Here is a 22,170-nt window from a genome sequence, read left to right on the forward strand (position 1 = left end):
CCGGCAACCGGTGTGGTTGGTGTGGTGATACACACACTCATCTCAAGCCATCTTGTACGGTCTCTCCTTGGCCGGGAGTGGGGGTGTGGTCCAGGATCGGGCCCATGGACCTGCTGAACACCCTGGTGGACAAGGGGCTGCGGCGTGAGCTGCCGACCCGCGAAGAGGCGCTCGCCGTGCTGGCGACCTCCGACGACGAACTGCTCGACGTAGTGGCCGCGGCCGGCAAGGTGCGCCGGCGCTGGTTCGGGCGCCGGGTCAAGCTGAACTACCTGGTCAACCTGAAGTCGGGCCTGTGCCCGGAAGACTGCTCCTACTGCTCCCAGCGGCTGGGCTCGAAGGCGGAGATCCTCAAGTACACCTGGCTGAAGCCGGAGGACGCCTCGAAGGCCGCCGCCGCGGGTGTCGCGGGCGGCGCGAAGCGGGTCTGCCTGGTGGCGAGCGGGCGCGGCCCGACGGACCGGGACGTGGACCGGGTCTCGAAGACCATCGAGACGATCAAGGAGCAGAACGAGGGCATCGAGGTGTGCGCCTGTCTCGGCCTGCTCTCGGACGGCCAGGCGGAGCGGCTGCGGGACGCGGGCGCGGACGCCTACAACCACAACCTGAACACGTCCGAGGCGACGTACGGGGAGATCACGACCACCCACACCTATGCGGACCGGGTGGACACCGTCCAGAAGGCGCACGCGGCCGGCCTGTCGGCCTGCTCGGGCCTGATCGCGGGCATGGGCGAGAGCGACGAGGAACTGGTCGACGTCGTCTACTCGCTGCGCGAGCTGGACCCGGACTCGGTGCCGGTGAACTTCCTGATCCCGTTCGAGGGCACCCCGCTGGCCAAGGAGTGGCACCTCACCCCGCAGCGCGCGCTGCGGATCCTCGCGATGGTGCGATTCGTCTGCCCCGATGTCGAGGTCCGGCTGGCCGGCGGACGCGAGGTGCACCTGCGCACCCTTCAGCCGCTCGCCCTGCACCTGGCCAACTCCATCTTCCTGGGCGACTACCTCACCAGCGAGGGCCAGGCCGGCCAGGCCGACCTGGACATGATCGCGGACGCCGGGTTCGAGGTCGAGGGCGCCGGCCAGCAGACCCTGCCCGCGCACCGCGCGGACGTGGCGTCCGCCGGCGGCGGCTGCGGATCCCACGGCTCCGGCGGCTCGGTGTGCGGCTCCTCCGCGGGCGACGCGGCGGCCGACGCGGGCTGCGGCTCCGGCTGCGGAGGCTGCGGCTCCCACGCACCGGCTGCCGAGCGGACGCCCGTGGCGGCGCATGCACCGGAGCAGGCCGAGGCTCCGGCGCAGGCCGAAACTCCGGCGCAGGCCGCGCCCGGTGAGGTGCGTCCCGACCTGGTGGCAGTGCGCCGGCGCGGCGCCGGAACGGAGCTCGCGCCCAATGCCTGACCAGCACAGCCCGCTGCCGGCCGAGGAGCTCCTCGCGCTCGACCGGCAGCACGTCTGGCATCCGTACGCGCCCATGCCGGGGCGGCAGGAGCCGATGGTCGTGGCCTCCGCCTCGGGGGTCCGGCTGCGGCTGGCCGCCCCAGTGCACGGGCAGGAGGAGCTGGTCGACGGCATGTCCTCCTGGTGGTCGGCCATCCACGGCTACAACCACCCGGTGCTCAACGAGGCCGTGACCGCGCAGCTGGGCCGGATGTCCCACGTCATGTTCGGCGGGCTCACCCACGAGCCCGCCGTCCGGCTGGCCGCCAAGCTGGTGGAGATCACCCCGGCCGGACTGGAGCACGTCTTCCTCTCCGACTCCGGTTCGGTGTCGGTCGAGGTCGGCATCAAGATGTGCCTCCAGTACTGGCGTTCGGTGGGGCAGCCGGCCAAGACCCGGCTGCTGACCTGGCGCGGGGGCTATCACGGGGACACCTGGCAGCCGATGTCGGTGTGCGATCCCGAGGGCGGGATGCACGAGATGTGGTCGGGGGCGCTGCCGCAGCAGGTCTTCGCGGACGCCCCGCCCGGCGGCTTCGACGCGCCGGTCGATCCGGGGTACGTCGAGCACCTGCGCACGGTGATCGCCCGGCACGCCGGCGAACTGGCCGCGGTGATCGTGGAGCCGGTGGTCCAGAACGCGGGCGGGATGCGCTTCCACAACCCCGGTTATCTGCGGGTGCTGCGCGAACTGTGCGACGAGTACGGGCTGCTGTTCGTGCTGGACGAGATCGCGACCGGATTCGGGCGGACGGGCACCCTGTTCGCGGCGGACCACGCCGGGATCACCCCGGACGTGCTGTGCGTGGGCAAGGCGCTGACCGGCGGGTACCTGACGATGGCCGCCACGCTGTGCACCCCCCGGGTGGCAGACGGCATCTCGCAGGGCGAGGTGCCGGTGCTGGCGCACGGTCCGACGTTCATGGCCAATCCGCTGGCTGCCTCGGTCGCCCTGGCCTCGCTCGACCTGCTGGTCGGCCAGGACTGGGCGCAGGAGGTGAAGCGGATCGAGACGGGCCTTACGGAGGGGCTGGCCCCGGCCCGCGAGGTGCCGGGGGTCCGGGACGTCCGGGTGCTGGGCGCCATCGGCGTGGTCCAGCTGGACCACGACGTGAACATGGCGGCTGCCACGGCGGCGGCGGTCCGGGAGGGCGTGTGGCTGCGCCCGTTCCGCGACCTCGTCTACACGATGCCGCCGTTTGTGACCTCGGACCGGGATCTGGCCCGGATCTGCCGTGCGGTGTGCGCCGCGGCGCGGGAGGGCTGAGATGGGTGTCGTGGTGGTGTCCGGCACGGGCACCGAGATCGGAAAGACCGTGGTCACCTCGGCGGTTGCGGCCCTGGCCGTGGCCGCGGGCCGTTCGGTGGCGGTGCTCAAGCCCGCGCAGACGGGCGTGGCCGCGGGCGAGCCCGGGGACGCCGCCGAGGTGGTGCGGCTGGCCGGCGCGGAGGTGACCGCCGTCGAACTGGTCCGCTACCCGGAGCCCTTGGCCCCGGACACCGCCGCGCGGCGCTCCGGGCTGCCGCCGGTGGGGCCGCAGGAGATCGCGGAGGCGGCCGAGAAGCTGGCCGCCTCGCACGACCTGGTCCTGGTCGAGGGCGCGGGCGGGCTGCTCGTACGGTTCGACGAGGCGGGGCACACCCTGGCCGACGCGGCGCGGCTGCTGGGCGCGCCGGTGCTGGTGGTGGCTCCGGCCGGGCTCGGCACCCTGAACTCGACCGCGCTGACCGCCGAAGCGCTGCGGGCACGGGAGCTGGAACCGCTGGGCGTGGTGGTGGGCAGCTGGCCGGCCGCCCCGGACCTGGCCTCCCGCTGCAACCTGGCGGACCTGCCGGCGGTCTCGGGAGTGCCGCTGCTGGGCGCCGTACCGGACGGGGCGGGTGCGCTGGCCCCGGCGGAGTTCCGGGCGGGCGCGGGCTCGTGGCTGGCTCCGGTGCTGGGGGGCGGCTGGTCGGCGGAGGAGTTCCTGCGGCGCTGGCCGGCGTAGGAGGGCGTTGTCAGTGCCCTCTCCTACGGTGGTGAACGGTAAGGACACCTGCCGGAGGAGGGGGCGACGGACATGGCGACGGACACGGCGACGGACAAGGTGCAGGTCTGGGAACTGCCACGCAGTAGCGATCTGATGCGCTTCGGGCCGGTGGAGGCCGCCGTGACGGTGGCCCGGCTGGTGGAGGGCAAGGGGGATCCGGCTCTGCTCGAGCCGGGGCTGGCCGACCGGCTGGCCGTGGGGCACCTGCGGGTGCAGGACTGGGACGCGGAGCATGTGGTCCTGGACCCGGTCACCGGGCGGCTGTCCAGCCTGTGGCTGTACGAGGAGCGGCCCGATCTCAGCACGCTGCGGGAGCTGGCTCCCTCGCCGGCCGCGCTGGGCAGGCTGCTCGGCGCTGTGGAGGATCTCGGGGCGTTCCGGGGGCGGTTCGCCGAGCTGGCCGGGCAGTGGGGGCCGGCGGCGGTGGCGCGGGCGGAGACCGTGTTCCGGTCGGTTCTCGCCGAGGAGGACTGGGGCCCGGGCGGCATACCCCGGTTCTGGGAGCTCTCCGCGGTGATCCGCCCGCTGTCACTGATCGCGGGGCCGGGGGCCGGGCTGCGGCTGGAGCTGCCCGGGGCCCTGCTGGCGGAGGAGTTCGGGGCCGACGGGGTGGTCCGCGTCGATCCCGCCCGGCTGCCGGCGGGGCTGGTGCACGAGCCGACCCGCCGTTTCCTGGCCGCCGTTGGACTGCCCAGGGACGGCGGGATGTTCTACCTGGACGGGCCGGAGGAGCTGCTGACCCCGTTCGCCGAGGAGGGTCCGGAGATACCGGGTGCCAACACCCGGGCGCTGTTCTCGCTCGGCGGGCTCGTCGAGGACACCTCGGTCTACGTCGACGGCGTGACCGGCGCAGTCCATGCCTGGTACCACGGGTACGGCAGCCTGGTCCCGCTCAACTCCGATGTTTCGACCCTGGCGTTCACCCTGTGGCTGTACCGGCGCGAGCAGGCTCTGGAGGAGGTCCACGGGTTCACGGACGGCCTGTACGGCCAGCTGGCCGACGCGATGGTGGACGTGCTGGCGGCGGTCGACCCGGTGCCCGGCCGGGCGACCGACGACGAGGATGACTGGCACTACTGGCCCCAGGTGTTCCACGACGAGGCCGGCGGGGTGCTTTAGGGGGGTGTGGGCGCGGGCACGGGGAAGACTGACGGCAGGAGTCCGTCCGCTTCGAGGAGGTCCGGTGCCATGCCCCTGCGAGCGAACCGGCCGTTGCCACCGGATGCCGTCCACCACCCGCTCTTCGCCCGGTTCTACGCCCGGGTGAGCGTGCAGGCCGACACCCGCGGCGGGATCGCGGAGCTGCGGCGGGAGCTGCTGGCGGGGCTGTCCGGCTGGGTCATCGAGATCGGCGCGGGCAACGGCCTGAACTTCGCCCACTACCCGCGGGCCGTCTCCGAGGTGGTCGCGGTGGAGCCCGAGCGCACCCTGCGCCGGCTGGCGGCGGAGGCGGCGCTGCGCGCGGAGGTCCCGGTGGACGTGGTGCCCGGTGCCGCCGAGGCGCTCCCGGTGAAGAGCGAGGCCTTCGACGGGGCGGTGGCCTCCCTGGTGCTGTGCACCGTACGGGACCTGCCGCGGGCGCTGGCCGAGCTGCACCGGGTGCTCCGGCCCGGCGCGGAGCTGCGGTTCTTCGAGCACGGTGTGGCTCCCGGGCGCGGCATGGCGACCGTCCAGCGGGCCCTGGACCGGACGGTGTGGCCGCGGCTGTTCGGCGGCTGCCACACGGCGCGGGATGCGCCCGCCGCGATCGAGGCGGCCGGGTTCCGGATCACCTCGCGGCGGGCCTTCCGGCTGCCGGAGCGCGGACCCGCGCTGCCCACCTCGTACTGCGTGATCGGCACGGCCCGGCGCGAGTTCGGAGACCTGCCCGCTTAGAAGGTGTCGGGGAAGGGCTTCACCCAGCGGCGCCAGCGGTCCTGGCGCTGGTAGCCGGCCGCGGTCCAGGTCTGCCGGGCCCGCTCGTTGGCCTCCAGCACCATCGCGTCGCTGCGCCGTCCGCCGACCGCGCGGAAGCGCTGCTCGGCCGCGTCGAGGAGACGGGTCGCGATGCCCAGGCGGCGGTGCGAGGGCAGGACGGCCAGCCGGTAGAGGGAGCAGCGCCAGCCGTCGTACCCGGCGATGACGGAGCCGACGATGCGGCCGTCCGCCTCGGCGAGGATCAGCGCCTGGGGGTCGCGGCCGATGAGGCCGGTCACGCCGTCGAGGTCGTCCGTGATGGACCCTTCCTCGGTCGCCTCCTTCCAGAAGCGGAGGACGTCTTCGGCATCGACCGGGTCTGCGGTCCGTATCTGTGGCTCGATCATGGCCGGCAGCGAAGCACGGCCGGCTGCGGGCACGCCACCGAGTTCCGTCCTGCGAGACGCGGCTCCACCGCCGCTTTGCCCGTCCTTTACCATGTGGGGACACTGCGATCGGCAGTGCACCCGAACACTCGAACGAAAGGTGTGAGCGTCCGCCCATGGGCGAGCCTCCCAGTACCCGACATCGCGCACCACTCCTCCTCCTGCATGATCATTGGATGGAGGTGAACCGATGACCGAAGTGCTTCTGCTCCTGGTGGCGCTCCTGCTCTGCCTTGCCTGCGGCGTGTTCGTCGCGGCCGAGTTCTCGCTGACCACGGTCGAGCGCAGCGATCTGGAGAGGGCCGTGGAACGCGGCGAGCGCGGGGCGGACAGTGCCCTGACAGCCGTCCGGAGCCTGACCTTCCAGCTGTCCGGCGCCCAGCTCGGCATCACCGTCACCGGCCTGGTCATCGGCATGATCTCCAAGCCCTCGATCGCCGCCCTCCTCAAGGGCCCGTTCGAGGCCATGGGCCTGTCCGCCGGTGCCGCCTCCTCCACCGCCCTGGTCCTCGGCACCGTCCTGTCGACCGTCGTGCTGATGGTCGTCGGCGAGCTGGTGCCCAAGAACTGGGCGATCTCGTCACCGCTGGCCATCGCCAAGCGGGTGGCCACCATGCAGCGGGTGTTCAGCCGCGCCTTCCGGCCGCTGATCGGACACCTCAACACCACCGCGAACCACATGGTGCGCCGGTTCGGCCTGGAGCCGGCCGAGGAGCTGGCCTCCGCGCGGACCCCGCAGGAGCTGGTCGCGCTGGCCCGGCACTCGGCGAAAGCGGGCGCGCTCGAGAAGGACACCGCCGAGCTGTTCGTACGGACCCTGAACCTGGCCGATCTGACCGCGGAGAACGTGATGACCCCCCGGGTCCAGGTGACCGCCCTGGACGTGCAGACCACGGCCGAGGACGTGGCGAACGCGACCATGGCCACCGGCCTGTCCCGGTTCCCGGTCTACCGGAACAACCTGGACACCGTGGTCGGCACCGTCCACATCAAGGACGTGCTCGCGCTGCCCGCCGCCGAACGGCACCGCCATCCCGTGTCCCACCTGCTGCGCGCACCGCTGCTGGTGCCGGAGTCGCTGACCGTGGACCGGCTACTGGACCGGCTGTCCGGGAAGCAGACCATGGCCGTGGTCATCGACGAGTACGGCGGCACGGCCGGGGTGGCCACCCTGGAGGACATCGTCGAGGAAGTGGTCGGCGAGGTGCGGGACGAGCACGATCCGCACGAGACCTCCGACCTGGCCCCGGCCGGCACGGACGCCGCCGGGCGCCGGCTCTACTCGGCGGTCGGCGCGGCGCGCACCGACCAGGTGGAGCGGATCGGGCTGCGGGTGCCGGACGGCCCGTACGAAACCCTGGCCGGGCTGATAGCGACCGAGCTGGGCCGGATCCCGGCGGTCGGCGACAGCCTGGAGCTCGGCGGCTGGCAGCTTGACGTGGTCGATGCCAGCGGGCGGCGGGCCGCACGCGTGCTGCTGCACGCGCCCGCGGAGGCCGAGGGCGAGGGCCATGACGGCACGCACGGTGCGGAGGGGACCCGATGACCGCGGTCCAGTTGCTGATCGGCCTGGCGACCCTGGTCGTCAACGCCTTCTTCGTCGGCGCGGAGTTCGCGCTGATCTCGGTCCGGCGCAGCCAGATCGAACCGTTCGCCGAGCGGGGCGACCGGCGGGCCCGCAGCGTGCTGTGGGGCCTGGAGCACCTGTCGGGGCTGATGGCGGCGGCTCAGCTGGGCATCACCCTGTGCACCCTGGTGCTGGGCGTGGTGGCCGAGCCGGCCATCGCGCATCTGCTGACCCCGCTCTTCGACCTGCTCGGTGTCCCCCACGGACTCACCCACCCGATCTCCTTCGTGGTGGCGCTGGCCCTGGCAACGTACCTGCACATGCTGTTCGGCGAGATGGTGCCGAAGAACGTGGCGCTGGCCGAGCCGGTGCGCACAGCCATGGTGCTGGGTCCGCCGCTGGTGACGCTGACCCGGGCGCTGCGGCCGGTGATCTTCGCGATCAACGCGTTCGCCAACGGCCTGCTGCGGCTGCTGCGGGTGGAGGTCAAGGACGAGGTCTCCGCGACCTTCACGGACGACGAGCTGGCGCGGATGGTGAAGGACTCCAGCGCGGCCGGGCTGCTCGACGGCCGGGCCGGCGCGCGGCTGCACGATGCGCTGGAGCTGGGCAGGCGGCCGGTGACGGATGTGGTGCTGCCGGCGGAGCAGGTGGTCACGGCCCGGCTGGGCATCACCCCCGAGCAGCTGGAACGGCTCTCCGCGTCCTCGGGGTACTCGCGTTTCCCGGTGGTCGACGACCAGCGCAAGATCCTGGGATACCTGCACGTCAAGGACGCCCTGGACGAGGCGGCCCGGGACGAGCCGTTCCCGCCGCCGGCGCTGCGCCCGATCGCCCAGGTGCGGGCGGACACCCCGCTGGACGACGTGCTGACCGCGATGCGGCGCAGCCGGACGCATCTGGCGGCGGTGCTGGGTGCGGACGGGGCCATGGCCGGACTGGTGACCATGGAGGACGTGTTGCGCGAGCTGTTCGGCAAGACGCACTGATCCACGGGTGGCCGACTGCGCGGTAACATCGCTCCGCCATGGAGATGAATGCGTCTTACACCAGTTTCGTCGCGGTCGGCGACTCCTTCACCGAAGGCATGTCCGACGGACTGCCGGACGGCTCCTACCGGGGCTGGGCCGACCTGCTGGCCGCCCGGCTGGCGGCCCGGGAGCCCGGCTTCCGGTACGCCAACCTCGCGGTCCGCGGAAAGCTGATCGGGCAGATCGTCGAGGACCAGGTCGGTGCGGCTGCTGCGATGCGCGCCGATGTGGTCACCCTGGTCGGCGGGCTGAACGACGCGCTGCGCCCCAAGGTGGACATGGGGCGGGTCCGGGGTCACCTCGAGGAGGCCGTGGAACGGCTGGCGCCGTCCTGCCGGCAGCTGGTCCTGATGCGCTCGCCGGGCCGCAACGGCCCGGTGATGGAACGCTTCCGGCCGCGCATGGAGGAGCTCTTCGTGGTCGTGGAGGAGCTCGCCGCCCGGCACGGGGCCCTGGTGGTCGACCTGTACGGGGCGCCGGTGCTCGGCGACCCGCGGCTCTGGGACGTCGACCGGCTGCACCTGACCGGTGAGGGGCACCGCCGGGTGGCGGAGGCCGTCTGGCAGACCCTCGGCCTGCCGCCGGCCGAGGACTGGCGGGCCGAACTGCCGCCCGGCCGGCCCGCGGGCTGGGCGGCCCGGCGGACCGAAGATCTCCGGTTCGCCCGGCAGCATCTGCTGCCGTGGATAGGCCGCCGCCTGACGGGGCGCTCCTCCGGCGACGGCCGGCCGGCAAAGCGCCCGGAGCTGCTCCCCTTCTCGTAGCAACCCACAACCCGGGAGGGGCCCCGGACCTGCGTAAACCCACAGCCCTGCGGCCAGTAGAATCCCTTTACGTGACTGCCAAGCCCCGCATCCCCAATGTCCTGGCCGGCCGCTACGCTTCCCCGGAGCTCGCCGTCCTGTGGTCCCCCGAGTACAAGGTGACCCTGGAGCGGCGGCTCTGGCTCGCCGTGCTGCGCGCCCAGAAGGACCTCGGCATCGAGGTCCCGGACGCCGCCCTGGCCGACTACGAGCGCGTCCTCGAGCAGGTCGACCTCGCCTCCATCGCCGAGCGCGAGAAGGTCACCCGGCACGATGTGAAGGCCCGGATCGAGGAGTTCAACGCCCTCGCCGGACACGAGCACGTCCACAAGGGCATGACCTCCCGCGACCTCACCGAGAACGTCGAGCAGCTCCAGATCCGGCTCTCCCTGGAGCTGGCCCGGGACCGCACGGTCGCCGTCCTCGCCCGCCTGGGCAAGCTCTCCGGCGAGTACGCCGAGCTGGTTATGGCCGGCCGGTCCCACAACGTCGCCGCGCAGGCCACCACCCTGGGCAAGCGCTTCGCGACCGCCGCCGACGAGCTCCTGGTCGCCTACGGCCGCCTGGAGGACCTGCTGGGCCGCTACCCGCTGCGCGGGATCAAGGGCCCGGTCGGCACCGCCCAGGACATGCTGGACCTGCTCGGCGGCGACGCCGCCAAGCTGGCCGACCTGGAGCAGCGGATCGCCGCCCACCTCGGCTTCGCCCATGCCTTCACCTCGGTCGGCCAGGTCTACCCCCGCTCCCTCGACTACGACGTGACGACCGCGCTGGTGCAGCTGGCCGCCGCCCCGTCCTCGATCGCCAAGACCATCCGCCTGATGGCCGGGCACGAACTGGTCACCGAGGGCTTCAAGCCGGGCCAGGTCGGCTCCTCGGCAATGCCGCACAAGATGAACACCCGCTCCTGCGAGCGTGTGAACGGCCTGATGGTCATCCTGCGCGGCTACGCCTCGATGACCGGCGAGCTGGCCGGCGACCAGTGGAACGAGGGCGACGTCTCCTGCTCGGTGGTCCGCCGGGTGGCCCTGCCCGACGCGTTCTTCGCCTTCGACGGCCTGCTCGAGACCTTCCTGACCGTCCTCGACGAGTTCGGCGCCTTCCCGGCGGTCGTCGCCCGCGAGCTCGACCGCTACCTCCCCTTCCTGGCCACCACCAAGGTCCTGATGGGTGCCGTGCGTGCCGGTGTGGGCCGCGAGGTGGCCCACGAGGTCATCAAGGAGCACGCGGTGGCCTCCGCCCTCGCCATGCGCGAGCAGGGTGCCGAGCGCAACGAGCTGCTGGCCAAGCTGGCCGCCGACGAGCGGATCCCGCTGGACCGGGCGCAGCTCGACGCGCTGATGGCCGACAAGCTGTCCTTCACGGGCGCGGCGGGCGACCAGGTCGCCACCGTGGTCTCCCGCATCGAGGAGATCGCCAAGCAGCACCCGGAGGCCGCCGGGTACACCCCGGGGTCGATCCTCTGAGCCCCCTGACGCCCGAGAAGCTGAACGCCGCCCGTGACCGCGTCCTGCCGGACGTGGTCGCGGGTGGTCTCCGCGTGCTCTTCTGCGGTATCAATCCGGGTCTCCTTTCCGCCGCGACGGGCCACCATTTCGCCCGCCCCGGCAACCGCTTCTGGCCGGTGCTGCATCTTTCGGGCTTCACCCCCCGCCGGCTGGCCCCCGCCGAGCAGGAGGAGCTGCTCACCCACCGCCTCGGCCTCACCAATGTGGTGGCCCGGGCCACCGCGCGGGCGGACGAGCTCTCGGCGGAGGAATTCCGCGAGGGCGGCCGGATCCTGACGGCCAAGGTCGAGCTCCTGCGCCCGCAGTGGCTGGCCGTGGTGGGCGTGACCGCCTACCGCACCGCTTTCGGCGAGCGCCGCGCCGCGATCGGCGAGCAGCCCCGCACCATCGGGTCCACCCGCATCTGGGCCCTCCCCAACCCCAGCGGCCTCAACGCCCACTGGACCGCGGAGACCATGGCCCAGGAGTACGCCCGCCTGCGCGCCGCAGCGGAGGCGCCGGCGGACTAGGGGCGTCGTCCCCTAGGGCGGGTCGATCACGGTCACCGCGGCCATCAGCTGTGGGGAGTGGTCGGCACCCCAGTGGGCCGTGTAGAGGGCCACCCACCGGTCCTGGGCGCGCCACAGGTGGATGTGCCCGGCCGTGGCGCACAGCTCCTGCCAGGGTTCCGCCAGTTCCTCGCCCGCTCCGCTCCGGGTCAGCAGCCCCTGGAGGCCGAGCACCTCCGGTCTCCCCCAGCGGTCCGTCAGCCGTTCGGTCAGCGCCCCGTACTCCGCCGCCACCTGCTCCTCGCCGGCCAGTCGGTCGGCCGCGTCCTCGTCCCCGTACCAGCGGCTCCCTCCCAGCTCGGCGAGGTGGTATCCGGGCCCGCTGATGACCGGCCCCGACCGGCCTCGGACCGCGGGGAACTCGCGCGTCCGGAGCCGGTCGATCGTCTCTAGATGCTCTGCCGTGGTCATGCCGTCAGTATCCGTGGGGCCACTGACAACTGGCGTGATGTCATGCGTCCCGACGGCGCACCGCCAGCAAGCCGCCGGCCAGGGCGGCCAGCGCCCACAGCGCGGTCACTCCCAGTCCGGTCCAGGGACCGAGCTCGCCGTGCGGCTCGATACGCATGATCATCTGACCGGCACGGTCCGGCAGGTACTGGCTGATGCCGCCCACGACTTCACCCACGACGAAGGAGACGATCAGGATGAACGGTATGAGCATGCTCAGCACCGCGGTACCACTGCGCAGGATCGCTGTCAGGCCGGCGGCGAACAGCGCCATCAGGGCCAGGTAGACCCCGCTGCCGACCATGGCACGGACCGCGCCCTCATCTCCGAGCCCGATGGCGTACTGCCCCATGAAGGCCTGGCCGGCGAGGAAGGTGACGACCCCGGTGACCTGGCCCACCAGCAGCGCGAGCCCGCCCACCGTGAGGACCTTCGACAGGTAGAAGCGGGTGCGGTCCGGCACCGACGTCAGGGTGACCCTCAGGGCGTTGTTGTGGAATTCGTTCGAGAACGCGCTCGCGCCGAAGGCGATGGCGGCTATCTGCCCGAAGTTAAGGCCGTAGAAGGCTGCGAGCAGCGGGTCCTCTCCCATGCTGCCCTCCTCGGCGGTACCGATGGCGGCGGCGGTGAGCACCTGGATCCCGGCGGTGGCCACGAAGACGGCGATCAGCGACCAGAAGGTGCCGCGCAGCGACCGTATCTTGATCCATTCCGCGTGCAGAACGGGGCGGGTGGGCAGGGCGGTGGTGGACATGGCGGTACTGGCTCCTTCGGTGGTGCGGTGGGTCAGTGGGCTGCGGCGAATTCGGCGTGGTCGGCGGTGAGGTCGAGGTAGGCCTGCTCCAGCGAGGCCCGCTCGTCGGCGAGTTCGAACATCGGTATGCCTTCGCGGGCGGCGAGCGCGCCGATCTGCTCGGCCTGGATCCCGTCGACCGTCCAGCGGCCTTCCGGCGCCTCGATCAGCTCCAGGCCGTCCCGGGCCAGGGTGGCCCGCAGGCGGATCGGATCCGAGGTGCGCAGCCGCACCCGGGCGGTGCTCCGCTCGTCGATGAACTCCTCCATCGAGGTGTCGGCGAGGAGCTTGCCGCGGCCGAGGACGACGAGGTGGTCGACACAGGCGGCGGTCTCGGACATCAGGTGGCTGGACACCAGCACGGTACGGCCCTGGGCGGCCAGGCCCCGGATCAGCTCGCGGACCCAGATGATGCCCTCGGGGTCGAGGCCGTTGGTCGGCTCGTCCAGCAGCAGCACACCGGGGTCGCCGAGCAGTGCGGCGGCTATCCCGAGTCGCTGCCGCATGCCCAGGGAGTACGTCTTGATACGCCGGCCGGCCGCGGAGGCGATACCGGCCTGCTCCAGCACCTCGTCCACCCGCCGCACCGGGATCCGGTTGGCGGCTGCCAGGGCCCGCAGATGGTTCCGGCCGCTCCGGCCGCCGTGCGCGGCCTGGGCGTCCAGCAGGGCCCCCACGTGGTGGAGCGGCTCGGTGAATTCGGTGAACCGCCGCCCGCCGATGGTGGCCGTGCCCGAGGTGGCCCGGTCCAGGCCCAGCAGCAGGCGCATCGTGGTGGACTTGCCGGCGCCGTTCGGCCCGAGGAAGCCGGTGACCCGGCCGGGCAGCACGTCGAAGGAGAGGTGGTCCACGGCCCGGGTGGTGCCGTATTCCTTGGTCAGTCGGCGGATCTCGATGCTGTTCATGGCTCAAGATTCGCCGCCCGCCCCACCCCTGTTCCTCCCCCGTGCGGGGGGAACGTCTCCCCCACACGGGGGAGACGGCCGTGCTGGTCGGGCTGTCACGATGTGGGCATGTACCAACTGCTCCGATCCCCGTTCCAACCGGTCACGTACTCACGCTGGTTGCACCTGTGCGTGCCCGTGCTGCTGGTGGCGATCTGGATGTTCATAGAGCCGGAGGCCATCTGGGCGCCGGCTCTGATCATCGCCCCCTTCGGACTGGTCCCCTGGGTGCGGATGGCGGAGGGACTGCAGGCCCAGTTCCTCCTCACCCCGCAGGACCGGGGGTCGGAGGACAGCGCCATATCCACCAAGGCCTCGAAGCGCTGGGGCGACCGCTGGCGGACCGTGCTGTGGCTGGAGATACGGCTCGTGCTGGCCTTCGCCGCCATGTTCCCGACCGTCTGGCTGCCGATGTTCACCGTCGAGCTGATCACCACCGCCTGCGGGTATCCGGTCCAGGGTGACGTGGCGCTGCCGGTGGTCCCGCCGCGCTGGCTGGCCGCGGTGCTGGTGCCGGTGCCGCTGGTCCTGCTGTTGCTGACCGTGCATCTGCTCGGCCGGCTGATCACCGCCACGGCGGCCCGGCTGCTGGGGCCCTCGGCCGCCGAGCGGATGACCGCCCTGGAGCTGCGTACGGAGCAGCTGTTGGAGCGGACCCGGATCGCGCGGGAGCTGCACGACACGATCGGGCATGCCCTGACGGTGGCAGTGGTGCAGGCCGGCGCGGCGCGGGCGGCCGGGGACCCGGAGTTCACCGACCGGGCTCTGTGCGCGATTGAGGAGACGGGCCGGGCGGCGCTGGAGGATCTGGAACGGGTCCTGGCGGTGCTGCGGGACAGCGGGTCGCGTCCCTCCCAACGCCCCACCCTGGCCGACGCGGACCGGCTGCTCGATTCGACCCGGGCCTCCGGGGCCGTGGTGGAGGCCGAACTGCACGGTCCCCTGGAGTCGTTGCCGGGTCCGGTCACCCGGGAGGCGTACCGGATCCTGCAGGAGGCGCTCACAAACGTGTTGCGGCATTCCGGTCCGGTGCCGGTCCGGGTGAGGGTGGAGATGACGGACGGGGGACTGGAGTTGGAGGTGGTCAACCCGCTGCCGGCCAGCGGGGCGGCAGCCGACGCAGGCGGCAGCGGAACCGGGCTGCGGGGGATCCGGGAGCGGGCTGCGCTGCTGGGCGGAGCCGCGGACTCCGGTCCGGCCGGGGGCAATTGGAGGGTGCGCGTGCGGCTTCCGCTGGAGCCAATACGCTGACCGGATGCCGGTTACCGTATTGCTCGTTGACGACGAACCCCTGGTGCGCGCGGGTCTGCGCGCCGTGCTCGATGCCCAGCCCGATATCGAGGTGGTGGGAGAGGCCGCCGACGGGGCGGCGGTGATCCCCCTGGTCCGGCAGTTGCGGCCGGATGTGGTGGCCATGGACGTGCGGATGCCGTTGATGGACGGGATCGAGGCCACGAAGGCGGTCCTGAAGACCGTCGCCGACCCGCCGAAGATCCTGGTGGTCACCACCTTCGAGAACGACGAGTACGTGTACCGGGCGCTGCGGGCCGGGGCGGACGGGTTCCTGCTGAAGCGGGCCCGGCCCGCGGAGATCGTGCACGCGGTGCGGCTGGTCGCAGAGGGCGAGAGCCTGCTGTTCCCGGCGGCGGTACGGGCGCTGGCAGGCGAGTACGGGAACAGCAAGGCGCGGGCGGCTCTGGAGCGGGCCGCGCTGACCGAACGGGAGGAGGCGGTGCTGCGGCTGATGGCGCGGGGGCTCACCAATGCGGAGATCGCGGGCGAGATGTTCGTGGGGACGGAGACCGTGAAGTCCCATGTGAGTGCGGTGCTGGCGAAGCTGGGCGCGCGAGACCGGACCCAGGCGGTGATCGCGGCGTACGAGTCGGGTTTCGTCGCCCCCGCCTGACCTGAGGGGGGCTGCTTCTCGCCGTTGCCCGGAGTGGGCAGTACGATCCGCCTGACAGCGCACTAGGCCCTGTCCGGGCGATCTCCGTGGATCAGCCCGCGTCGTCTGGTGCGGTGCATCGCAAGGCGGAGCTTCGCGGCTCGTACTGGATGTACTTGCGCGATGCGACAACGCAGCGAGGTGCCGTGCCAGGCGGCGCGGGCCCGCGGAGATCGCCCGGACAGGGCCTAGCTGGGAGGACACACGTTGGGGCAGCTGACCGGCGGGGATCCCTCTCTGCTCCGGCGGATCAATTCCGCCGTGGTGCTGCGCGCGCTGCGCGCGGCCGAAGCGCCGACCCTCACCGACCTCACTCGGGTGACCGGGCTGTCCCGGCCGACGGTGGAGGGGGTCGTCGAGGGGCTGATGGGCACCGGGCTGGTGGTGGAGGCCTCCGCCGAGGAAGGCGCGCGCCGGCAGGGCCGGCCGGCCAGACGGTTCCGGTTCCGGGCCGAGGCGGGCCACCTGCTGGGCATCGAGATCGGTTCGCACCGGGTCGCGGCCCTGCTGTCGGGTCTGGACGGGCGGGTGATCGGCGCCGGTACCAAGGAGGTCGCCGAGACGGCGTCCGCCGACGAGCGGCTGGAGAAGGTCCGGTCCATGGTCGCCGACCTGCTGCGGCGGGCCGGTGTGCCGCGGGACTCACTGCGGGCGGTCGGCGTGGCCAGCCCGGGGATCGTGCAGGCGGACGGCACGGTCCGGCTGGGTACGGCCCTGCCGGGCTGGACCGGGCTGCCGCTCGGCGAACGGCTGCAACGGTCGTTCCGGTGCCCGGTACAAGTGGAGAACGACGCGAACGCGGCGGCGGTCGGCGAGCACTGGAAGGGCTCCGCGCGCGACACGGACGACATGGTGTTCGTGATGGCCGGGCTCAGCCCGGGCGCCGGGTCGCTGATCGGCGGTCGGCTGCACCGGGGCTTCGGCGGGGCGGCGGGCGAGATCGGCGCGCTGCATCTGCTGGGCCGGGAGGTCACCCCGGAGAAGCTGCTGTCGACGACCGGTGAACCGCTGCATCCGCTGGACGAGCAGGCGGTGGCCGAGGTCTTCGCCATGGCACGCCGCGGTGACGAGCGGGCGGTGGCCGCGCTGGACCGGTTCATCCAGCGGCTGGTGCACGATGTGGCCGCGCTGGTGCTGGCCATGGACCCGGAGCTGGTCGTGGTCGGCGGCTGGGCGGCCGGCCTGGACGGCGTACTGGACCCGCTGCGGCGGGAGCTGGAGCGGTACTGCCTGCGCCCGCCGCGGGTGGCGCTCTCGCTGTTGGGCGAGGCGGCGGTGGCGACCGGGGCGCTGCGGCTGGCGCTGGACCAGGCGGAGGAAGAGCTGTTCGCCGTCGAGAAGACGGTCACGGCCCGCCGCTGAACCGCTTCGGCAGCGGTCGGCGACGGGCCGATGGCTCAGTGCCCGGGCCTCCGGGCGCAAGCGCCTCAGGGAGCAGGCACCTCAGGGCGCAAGCGCCTCAGGAGGCGACGCGGTCGGGCTGGTGCGCTATCTCGACGTCGCCCGAGTCGCCGAAGGTCAGCCGGCAGGTGTCCGCGCGGTACGTGGCCACCGAGACCGCGGCGGTGCCGGCGGCCGTGATGTAGCGGGTGGTGACCAGCAGGACCGGGGCGCCGGGCAGCCGGTCGAGTTCCTTGGCGTCGTCGGCGCGGGCGGAGCCCAGCTCCACCGCACGGTCCTGGCCTTCCAGCACCAGGCGCTGCAGTTCACGCAGGACCGCGCGGGCGCGGGCCGGCCCGGAGGGGGCGTCGATGGCGGAGAGTCCGGGCACCGAGGAGGCCGGGACGTGGAGCAGTTCGGCGGCGACGACCTGGCCCTGGGTCACACGGGTCCGCCGCACGGTGTGCACCGGCTGGTCGGCGGGGCCGCCGAGCAGCTTGACGACCGCGGCGGTGGGCAGGGACTCGGTGGCGTCGACGGGCTGCCAGCCGTCGCCGCTCTCGCCGGGCCAGCCGTGCCGGGCGCTGCCGACGGCCACGCCGACGCGCGGCGGGGCGACGGTGGTGCCGACACCGCGGCGGCGCTGCAGCCGGCCTTCGAGTTCCAGCTGCTCCAGCGCCTGCCGCAGGGTCGCGCGGGCGACGCCGAAGCGGGCCGCGAGATCACGCTCGTTGGGCAGTACCTCGCCCACCGCGAAGTCCTGATCGAGCGCCTCGCTGAGCACGGTCTTGAGGTGCCAGTACTTCGGCTCCGGCACCGTTTCGAGCTGCGTGGTCCCCACCCTGACTCCTCCTGCGATCGCTGCAATCGCCGTGTTCCAGCGGCAGTTCGCGCCGTGGTTTCGCGCCCTTATTTATTAAAGGTTCCTGCACTATCCCTGCGACCATAGGGCGGCGCACCCCCTTGGTCAAGACCAATCCTCATCCCTTTGCCGGGCAGATCGGGCATACGTATCAAGCCGTTCACGGGATGTTCGCGGATCGGCCGGTGGCCTGCCGGGGCCTTGTGTCCGGGCGTCACCGGGCGCTACCGGCCGGTAGCCAATGCGGTGATCCATACGGTAGTCATGACGGACGGAGAGTCCCGCAACGCCGCACCCGCCCGGAGCAGAGGAGCAGCATGACCGCCACGGTGTCCTTCACCATCGATTCCCCGCTCGGGCCGCGCACCGCCACCGCGGCCTACGAGCGCAAGGGCGCGGGCGAACCCCTCCTGCTGCTCCACGGCATCGGCCACCACCTCCAGGCCTGGCAGCCGGTCACCGGGATCCTCGCCGCCCAGCACGACGTGATCGCCGTCGACCTGCCCGGGTTCGGCGCCTCGGAGCCGCTCCCGGACGGCGTCCCGTACGACCTCGCCACCGTCGTCCCCGCCCTCGCCGCGCTCTGCACGGCCCTCGGAGTGGAGCGGCCCCACGTCGCCGGGAACTCGCTCGGCGGGCTGCTCGCCCTCGCGATGGGCCGGGCCGGACTGGTCCGCTCGGTGACCGCGCTCTCCCCCGCAGGCTTCTGGACCGAGCCCGAGCGGCGGTACGCCTTCGCAGCCCTGCTCGCCATGCGGGCCGGAGCGAAGGCCCTGCCGCTGCCCGCCATCGAGGGCCTCGCCCGCAGCGCGGCCGGCCGGGCCGCCCTCACCGGCACCATCTACGCCCGGCCCGCCCGCCGCGCACCGGAGGCCGTGGTCGCGGAGACCCTCGCCCTGCGGGGCGCCACCGGCTTCCGCCAGACCCTGGCCGCCGGCGGCTCGGTCCGCTTCACCGACGACGTGCCCGGCCTGCCGGTGACCATCGCCTGGGGCTCCCGGGACCGGCTGCTGCTGCCGCGCCAGGGCATCCGGGCCAAGCACACCCTCCCGGACGCCCGGCTGGTCCGGCTGCCCGGCTGCGGGCACGTCCCGATGAACGACGACCCGGCACTCGTCGCCCGGGTCATCCTCGACACCGCCCGCACCCCCCGGCCCCGTACCGACACCGGCGCCGACACCACCTCAGACACCGCCTCCGACACCGCCGCCGGCGCCGCGAGGTGAATGTCTGAGGGCTGTTCACCAGCGGTTCGCGTCGGCGACGCGGTCGGGCCGGGGTACCGGCGGCACACTGGCCCGACCCGTCACTGGAGGCGCACCGATGCCGCACACCCGCCGGTCCCTGTTCCGCGGCTCCCTTGCCGCGTCCGCCGTCCTCGCCCTGCCCGGCGCGCCCGCCGCGCTGGCCGCCACCGGTCCCACCGCCCCCGCCTTCGCCCGCTCGGGCCGCCCGAGCGCTCCCTGGGGCGTCCAGTCCGGCGAGATCACCCCGTTCTCGGCCGGCGTCTGGACCCGCTCCGACCGGCCCGCCCGGATGTCCGTGGAGACCTCCCCCAGCGAATCCTTCCGGTACGCGGTACGCCGGCACCCGGGCCCCTACCTCGGCCCGGCCACCGACTTCACCGGCACCGCCACCCTGCACGGCCTGCCACCCGGGCAGCAGATCCACTACCGGGTGCTGCTCGCCGACCCGGAGGATCCGCGCCGTACCGGCGAGCCCGTGTACGGCACCTTCCGGACCACCCCGGTCACCCGCCGCTCCGGGGTCCGCTTCCTGTGGTCCGGCGATCTGGCCGGCCAGGGCTGGGGCATCAACCCGGACCGCGGCGGCTTCCGGGTCTTCGACGAGATGCGCCGGCGCAACCCGGACTTCTTCCTCTTCAGCGGAGACACGGTGTACGCGGACGGCCCGATCCAGGCCACCGTCCCCCTGCGCGACGGCACCGTCTGGCGGAACATCACCACCGAGGAGAAGGCCAAGGTCGCCGAGACCCTCGCCGAGTTCCGCGGGAACTTCCGCTACAACCTGCTGGATGGGAACCTGCGCGCCTTCAATGCTCAGGTACCGGTGATCGCCCAGTGGGACGACCACGAGGTCCGCAACAACTGGTACCCGGGCCAGCTGCTCGAAGACCCCCGGTACACGGTCAAAGAGGTGGACGTCCTCGCCGACCGCGCCCGCCGGGCGTTCTCCGAGTACTTCCCGGTCACCGACCTGCGCCGGAGCCGCGAGGGCCGGATGTACCGGGTGGTCCGCCACGGTCCGCTGCTCGACGTCTTCGTCCTCGACATGCGGACCCACCGCAACGCCAACTCCCCCGGCCGCCAGACCGTCGATCCGGTCGGCATCCTCGGTGCCGAGCAGCTGGCCTGGCTCCGGCGCGAGCTGGCCCGCTCCCGCGCCACCTGGAAGGTCATCGCCTCCGACATGCCGCTGGGCATCGTCGTCCCGGACGGCGCCACCGACTTTGAGGCGGTGGCCCAGGGCGACCCCGGCGCCCCGCTCGGCCGCGAGCTCCAGATCGCCGAGCTGCTGCGTTTCATCAAGCACCGCCGGATCACCGGCACCCTGTGGCTGACCGCCGATGTGCACTACACGGCCGCGAACCACTACGCGCCGGAGCGGGCCGCGTTCACCGACTTCGCGCCGTTCTGGGAGTTCGTCTCCGGACCGGTCGGTGCCGGCGGGTTCCCGCACGGCCGGCTGGACGCCACCTTCGGCCCGCGCCAGGAGTTCGTCCGGTCGGCGCCGCTGGCCAATATGTCGCCGGCGGAGCACCCGCCGTATTACGGAGAGGTGGAGATCGACGCCGAGAGCGGAGAGCTCACCGTCCGGTTGCGGGCCGAGGGAGAAGGCGTACTCTTCGCCCGGACCCTGCCGCCCGGCCAGGTGGGCAGCCACTGACCGACCATGAAGAGCACCGGAACAGCGCCAGGAAAGGAGCTGGGAAAGGCGCCAGGAAAACAGGGCGAAATCGGCCAGATGGATCCTTAACCAGTCGGTCACAGATCGTTCGTGATCACGCAACACCCCTTGGCCACAGTGGTGTGCATGACTCAGCCGAACCAGCGTTCCAAGACCACCCGCCACCACTGGCGCCGCGACCTCGTCGAACTGGCCGCCCTGTTCTGCGCCGTCGCGGTCGCGGACGCCATCGCCAAGCTCGTCGTCCGCGGCCCGCGCGGCCCCGTCATGCTCATCGCCTCGGCCGTCGCACTCCTGCTCACGGCCGTCTTCCACACCTGGTGGGCCCGGCGCCACAGCCATGCCCCGCCGCCGGAGCCGACGGCCCCCTCCGATACCGGCGTCCCCGCGGCCCCGTCCGGATCCACCAGCCTGTGGCGGATGCGGACGACCGTGCGGGACGAACCGGGCAGCCTGGCGGCGCTCTGCACCGCCCTGGCCACCCACAGGGTGGACATCCTGACCCTGCAGACCCACCCGCTCGCCGAGGGCGGCACCGTGGATGAGTTCCTGCTGCGCGCCCCGCAGGAGCTGGCCTCCCCCGAGGTGATGCGGGCCGTCGCCGAGGCCGGCGGCCACAGCACCTGGATGGAGCGGGCCGACGCCCACGACCTGGTCGACACCCCCACCCGGGTCCTCGGCCTGGCCACCCGGACCGCCCTCGACGCCGCCGAACTCCCGCTCGCACTGCGCCAGCTGCTCGGCCGCTGCACCATTCACTCGCTGCCCGCCACCACCCTCTCCGGCCGCCCGAACGCGGCGGCCGACGCCCCCGTCGAGGGCGTCCTGGAGGCCACCGTGATGCGGCTGCGCGACCCTTCCGGCGGCGCGATCACCGTGGAACGGCCCTATCTGCCCTTCACTCCCACCGAGTTCGCCCGGGCCCGCGCCCTGGTCGAGCTCGACGCCCGGCTCGGACCGCGGGTCCCGCGCAGCCAGGACGTGCTGACCCTCCCCGAGGGCAACGAGATCACCGTGCGCCGCGCGGACTCCGCCGACCACCGGGCCGCGCTCGCCATGCACGAACGCTGCTCCCCGCGCACCCTGTCCCTGCGCTACCACGGCCCGGTCTCCGACGCCGACCGCTACCTGGGCCACCTGCTCAGCCCCCGGTTCGGCCGCACCCTCGCCGCCACCACGGCCTCCGGCAAGCTGGTCGCCCTCGGCCACCTGCTGTGGGACGGGGACGAGACCGAGGTGGCGCTGCTGATCGAGGACGAATGGCAGCGCCGCGGCATCGGCTCCGAGCTGCTGCGCCGGCTGATCGCGATGGCCGTGGAGGCCGGCTGCGACAGCGTGTACGCCGTCACCCAGGCCTCCAACACCGGCATGGTGGCGGCCATGCGCGCCCTCGGCCTGCCCCTCGACTACCTGATAGAGGAGGGCACCCTGGTGATCACCGCCCGGCTGGACGCCACCCCGGTCCGCTCGCGGCTGCCGTACGAGCTCCCGTACGAGGTCCCGTACGAGCGGCCCCGGCCGCAGCACTAGGTACCGCATCCGCCACGGGCCCTTTCCCGCCCGCGTCATGCGCCTGGATGAAAACGGTGGTGACGCGGGC

General features: G+C 72.8%; 21 protein-coding genes. 16 read left to right on the top strand and 5 right to left on the bottom strand.

What is annotated here, in order from left to right; all coding sequences use genetic code 11:
- Positions 1-104: 104 nt before the first annotated feature.
- The 5 genes from bioB (at position 105) to ABT123_RS02830 (ending at position 5,344) form a co-directional block, all read left to right on the top strand.
- A complete protein-coding gene (bioB, locus tag ABT123_RS02810; protein ID WP_351308766.1) occupies positions 105-1,400 on the top strand; it encodes a biotin synthase BioB in 1,296 nt (431 codons plus the stop codon).
- Positions 1,393-2,706 carry an adenosylmethionine--8-amino-7-oxononanoate transaminase gene (locus ABT123_RS02815; protein ID WP_351308769.1) on the top strand — a complete coding sequence of 438 codons (1,314 nt, stop codon included), beginning with the start codon at positions 1,393-1,395 and terminating at the stop codon, positions 2,704-2,706. The genes bioB and ABT123_RS02815 overlap by 8 nt, the downstream gene beginning before the upstream one ends.
- A gap of 1 nt (position 2,707) precedes the next feature.
- Positions 2,708-3,427, top strand: a complete 720-nt coding sequence (gene bioD / locus ABT123_RS02820; RefSeq protein WP_351308772.1) for a dethiobiotin synthase — start codon at positions 2,708-2,710, stop codon at positions 3,425-3,427.
- A 72-nt stretch (positions 3,428-3,499) separates the two neighbouring features.
- Positions 3,500-4,588, top strand: a complete 1,089-nt coding sequence (locus tag ABT123_RS02825; protein WP_351308775.1) for an SUKH-4 family immunity protein — start codon at positions 3,500-3,502, stop codon at positions 4,586-4,588.
- 69 nt (positions 4,589-4,657) lie between these two features.
- Positions 4,658-5,344 carry a class I SAM-dependent methyltransferase gene (locus ABT123_RS02830; RefSeq protein ID WP_351308778.1) on the top strand — a complete coding sequence of 229 codons (687 nt, stop codon included), beginning with the start codon at positions 4,658-4,660 and terminating at the stop codon, positions 5,342-5,344.
- Here ABT123_RS02830 and ABT123_RS02835 read toward each other — a convergent pair.
- Positions 5,341-5,772, bottom strand: a complete 432-nt coding sequence (locus tag ABT123_RS02835; RefSeq protein WP_351308781.1) for a GNAT family N-acetyltransferase — start codon at positions 5,770-5,772, stop codon at positions 5,341-5,343. The two genes, ABT123_RS02830 and ABT123_RS02835, sit on opposite strands and share 4 nt — an antisense overlap.
- 229 nt (positions 5,773-6,001) lie before the next feature.
- Here ABT123_RS02835 and ABT123_RS02840 point away from each other — a divergent pair, with 229 nt between their 5' ends.
- The 5 genes from ABT123_RS02840 to mug all read left to right on the top strand — a co-directional run bounded on the left by ABT123_RS02840 (position 6,002) and on the right by mug (position 11,229).
- Positions 6,002-7,357 (top strand): hemolysin family protein, encoded by a 1,356-nt coding sequence (locus tag ABT123_RS02840; RefSeq protein WP_351308784.1) that lies wholly within the window; start codon positions 6,002-6,004, stop codon positions 7,355-7,357.
- Complete coding sequence (locus tag ABT123_RS02845) at positions 7,354-8,367, top strand: hemolysin family protein (RefSeq protein WP_351308787.1); 1,014 nt, start codon at positions 7,354-7,356, stop codon at positions 8,365-8,367. Before ABT123_RS02840 ends, ABT123_RS02845 begins: the two co-directional genes overlap by 4 nt.
- Positions 8,368-8,405: 38 nt before the next feature.
- The gene (locus ABT123_RS02850) at positions 8,406-9,173 is read left to right on the top strand and encodes an SGNH/GDSL hydrolase family protein (RefSeq protein ID WP_351308790.1); all 768 of its coding nucleotides are present in this window, start codon (positions 8,406-8,408) and stop codon (positions 9,171-9,173) included.
- A 71-nt stretch (positions 9,174-9,244) separates the two neighbouring features.
- A complete protein-coding gene (purB, locus tag ABT123_RS02855) occupies positions 9,245-10,678 on the top strand; it encodes an adenylosuccinate lyase (protein ID WP_351308793.1) in 1,434 nt (477 codons plus the stop codon).
- Positions 10,679-10,683: 5 nt separating this feature from the next.
- The gene (gene mug / locus ABT123_RS02860; protein WP_351309031.1) at positions 10,684-11,229 is read left to right on the top strand and encodes a G/U mismatch-specific DNA glycosylase; all 546 of its coding nucleotides are present in this window, start codon (positions 10,684-10,686) and stop codon (positions 11,227-11,229) included.
- A gap of 12 nt (positions 11,230-11,241) precedes the next feature.
- Here mug and ABT123_RS02865 read toward each other — a convergent pair whose 3' ends face one another.
- The 3 genes from ABT123_RS02865 to ABT123_RS02875 are packed head-to-tail and all read right to left on the bottom strand — an operon-like array spanning position 11,242 to position 13,416.
- Complete coding sequence (locus tag ABT123_RS02865; protein ID WP_351308796.1) at positions 11,242-11,679, bottom strand: hypothetical protein; 438 nt, start codon at positions 11,677-11,679, stop codon at positions 11,242-11,244.
- Positions 11,680-11,719: 40 nt separating this feature from the next.
- A complete protein-coding gene (locus ABT123_RS02870; RefSeq protein WP_351308799.1) occupies positions 11,720-12,472 on the bottom strand; it encodes an ABC transporter permease in 753 nt (250 codons plus the stop codon).
- 32 nt (positions 12,473-12,504) lie between these two features.
- The gene (locus ABT123_RS02875; RefSeq protein ID WP_351308802.1) at positions 12,505-13,416 is read right to left on the bottom strand and encodes an ABC transporter ATP-binding protein; all 912 of its coding nucleotides are present in this window, start codon (positions 13,414-13,416) and stop codon (positions 12,505-12,507) included.
- 108 nt (positions 13,417-13,524) lie between these two features.
- Here ABT123_RS02875 and ABT123_RS02880 point away from each other — a divergent pair, with 108 nt between their 5' ends.
- The 3 genes from ABT123_RS02880 (at position 13,525) to ABT123_RS02890 (ending at position 16,762) form a co-directional block, all read left to right on the top strand.
- Positions 13,525-14,706: a sensor histidine kinase gene (locus tag ABT123_RS02880; protein WP_351308805.1), complete on the top strand. Its 1,182-nt coding sequence runs from the start codon at positions 13,525-13,527 to the stop codon at positions 14,704-14,706.
- 4 nt (positions 14,707-14,710) lie between these two features.
- Entirely contained in the window at positions 14,711-15,361 is a 651-nt protein-coding gene (locus ABT123_RS02885; protein ID WP_351308808.1) for a response regulator transcription factor, read from the top strand.
- A 246-nt stretch (positions 15,362-15,607) separates the two neighbouring features.
- Positions 15,608-16,762: an ROK family transcriptional regulator gene (locus tag ABT123_RS02890; protein WP_351308811.1), complete on the top strand. Its 1,155-nt coding sequence runs from the start codon at positions 15,608-15,610 to the stop codon at positions 16,760-16,762.
- Positions 16,763-16,859: 97 nt separating this feature from the next.
- Here the strand turns inward: ABT123_RS02890 and ABT123_RS02895 are convergent, their stop codons facing one another.
- A complete protein-coding gene (locus ABT123_RS02895) occupies positions 16,860-17,621 on the bottom strand; it encodes a GntR family transcriptional regulator (protein WP_351308814.1) in 762 nt (253 codons plus the stop codon).
- 338 nt (positions 17,622-17,959) lie between these two features.
- Between ABT123_RS02895 and ABT123_RS02900 the strand changes: the two genes are divergently transcribed.
- The 3 genes from ABT123_RS02900 (at position 17,960) to ABT123_RS02910 (ending at position 22,100) form a co-directional block, all read left to right on the top strand.
- Positions 17,960-18,868, top strand: a complete 909-nt coding sequence (locus ABT123_RS02900) for an alpha/beta fold hydrolase (RefSeq protein ID WP_351308817.1) — start codon at positions 17,960-17,962, stop codon at positions 18,866-18,868.
- 97 nt (positions 18,869-18,965) lie between these two features.
- Positions 18,966-20,549 (top strand): alkaline phosphatase D family protein, encoded by a 1,584-nt coding sequence (locus ABT123_RS02905; protein ID WP_351308820.1) that lies wholly within the window; start codon positions 18,966-18,968, stop codon positions 20,547-20,549.
- A 147-nt stretch (positions 20,550-20,696) separates the two neighbouring features.
- Positions 20,697-22,100: a GNAT family N-acetyltransferase gene (locus ABT123_RS02910; RefSeq protein ID WP_351308823.1), complete on the top strand. Its 1,404-nt coding sequence runs from the start codon at positions 20,697-20,699 to the stop codon at positions 22,098-22,100.
- Positions 22,101-22,170: the final 70 nt, after the last annotated feature.

The sequence above is a fragment of the Streptomyces sp. NPDC002054 genome, from assembly GCF_040296685.1.
Lineage (GTDB): Bacteria > Actinomycetota > Actinomycetes > Streptomycetales > Streptomycetaceae > Streptomyces.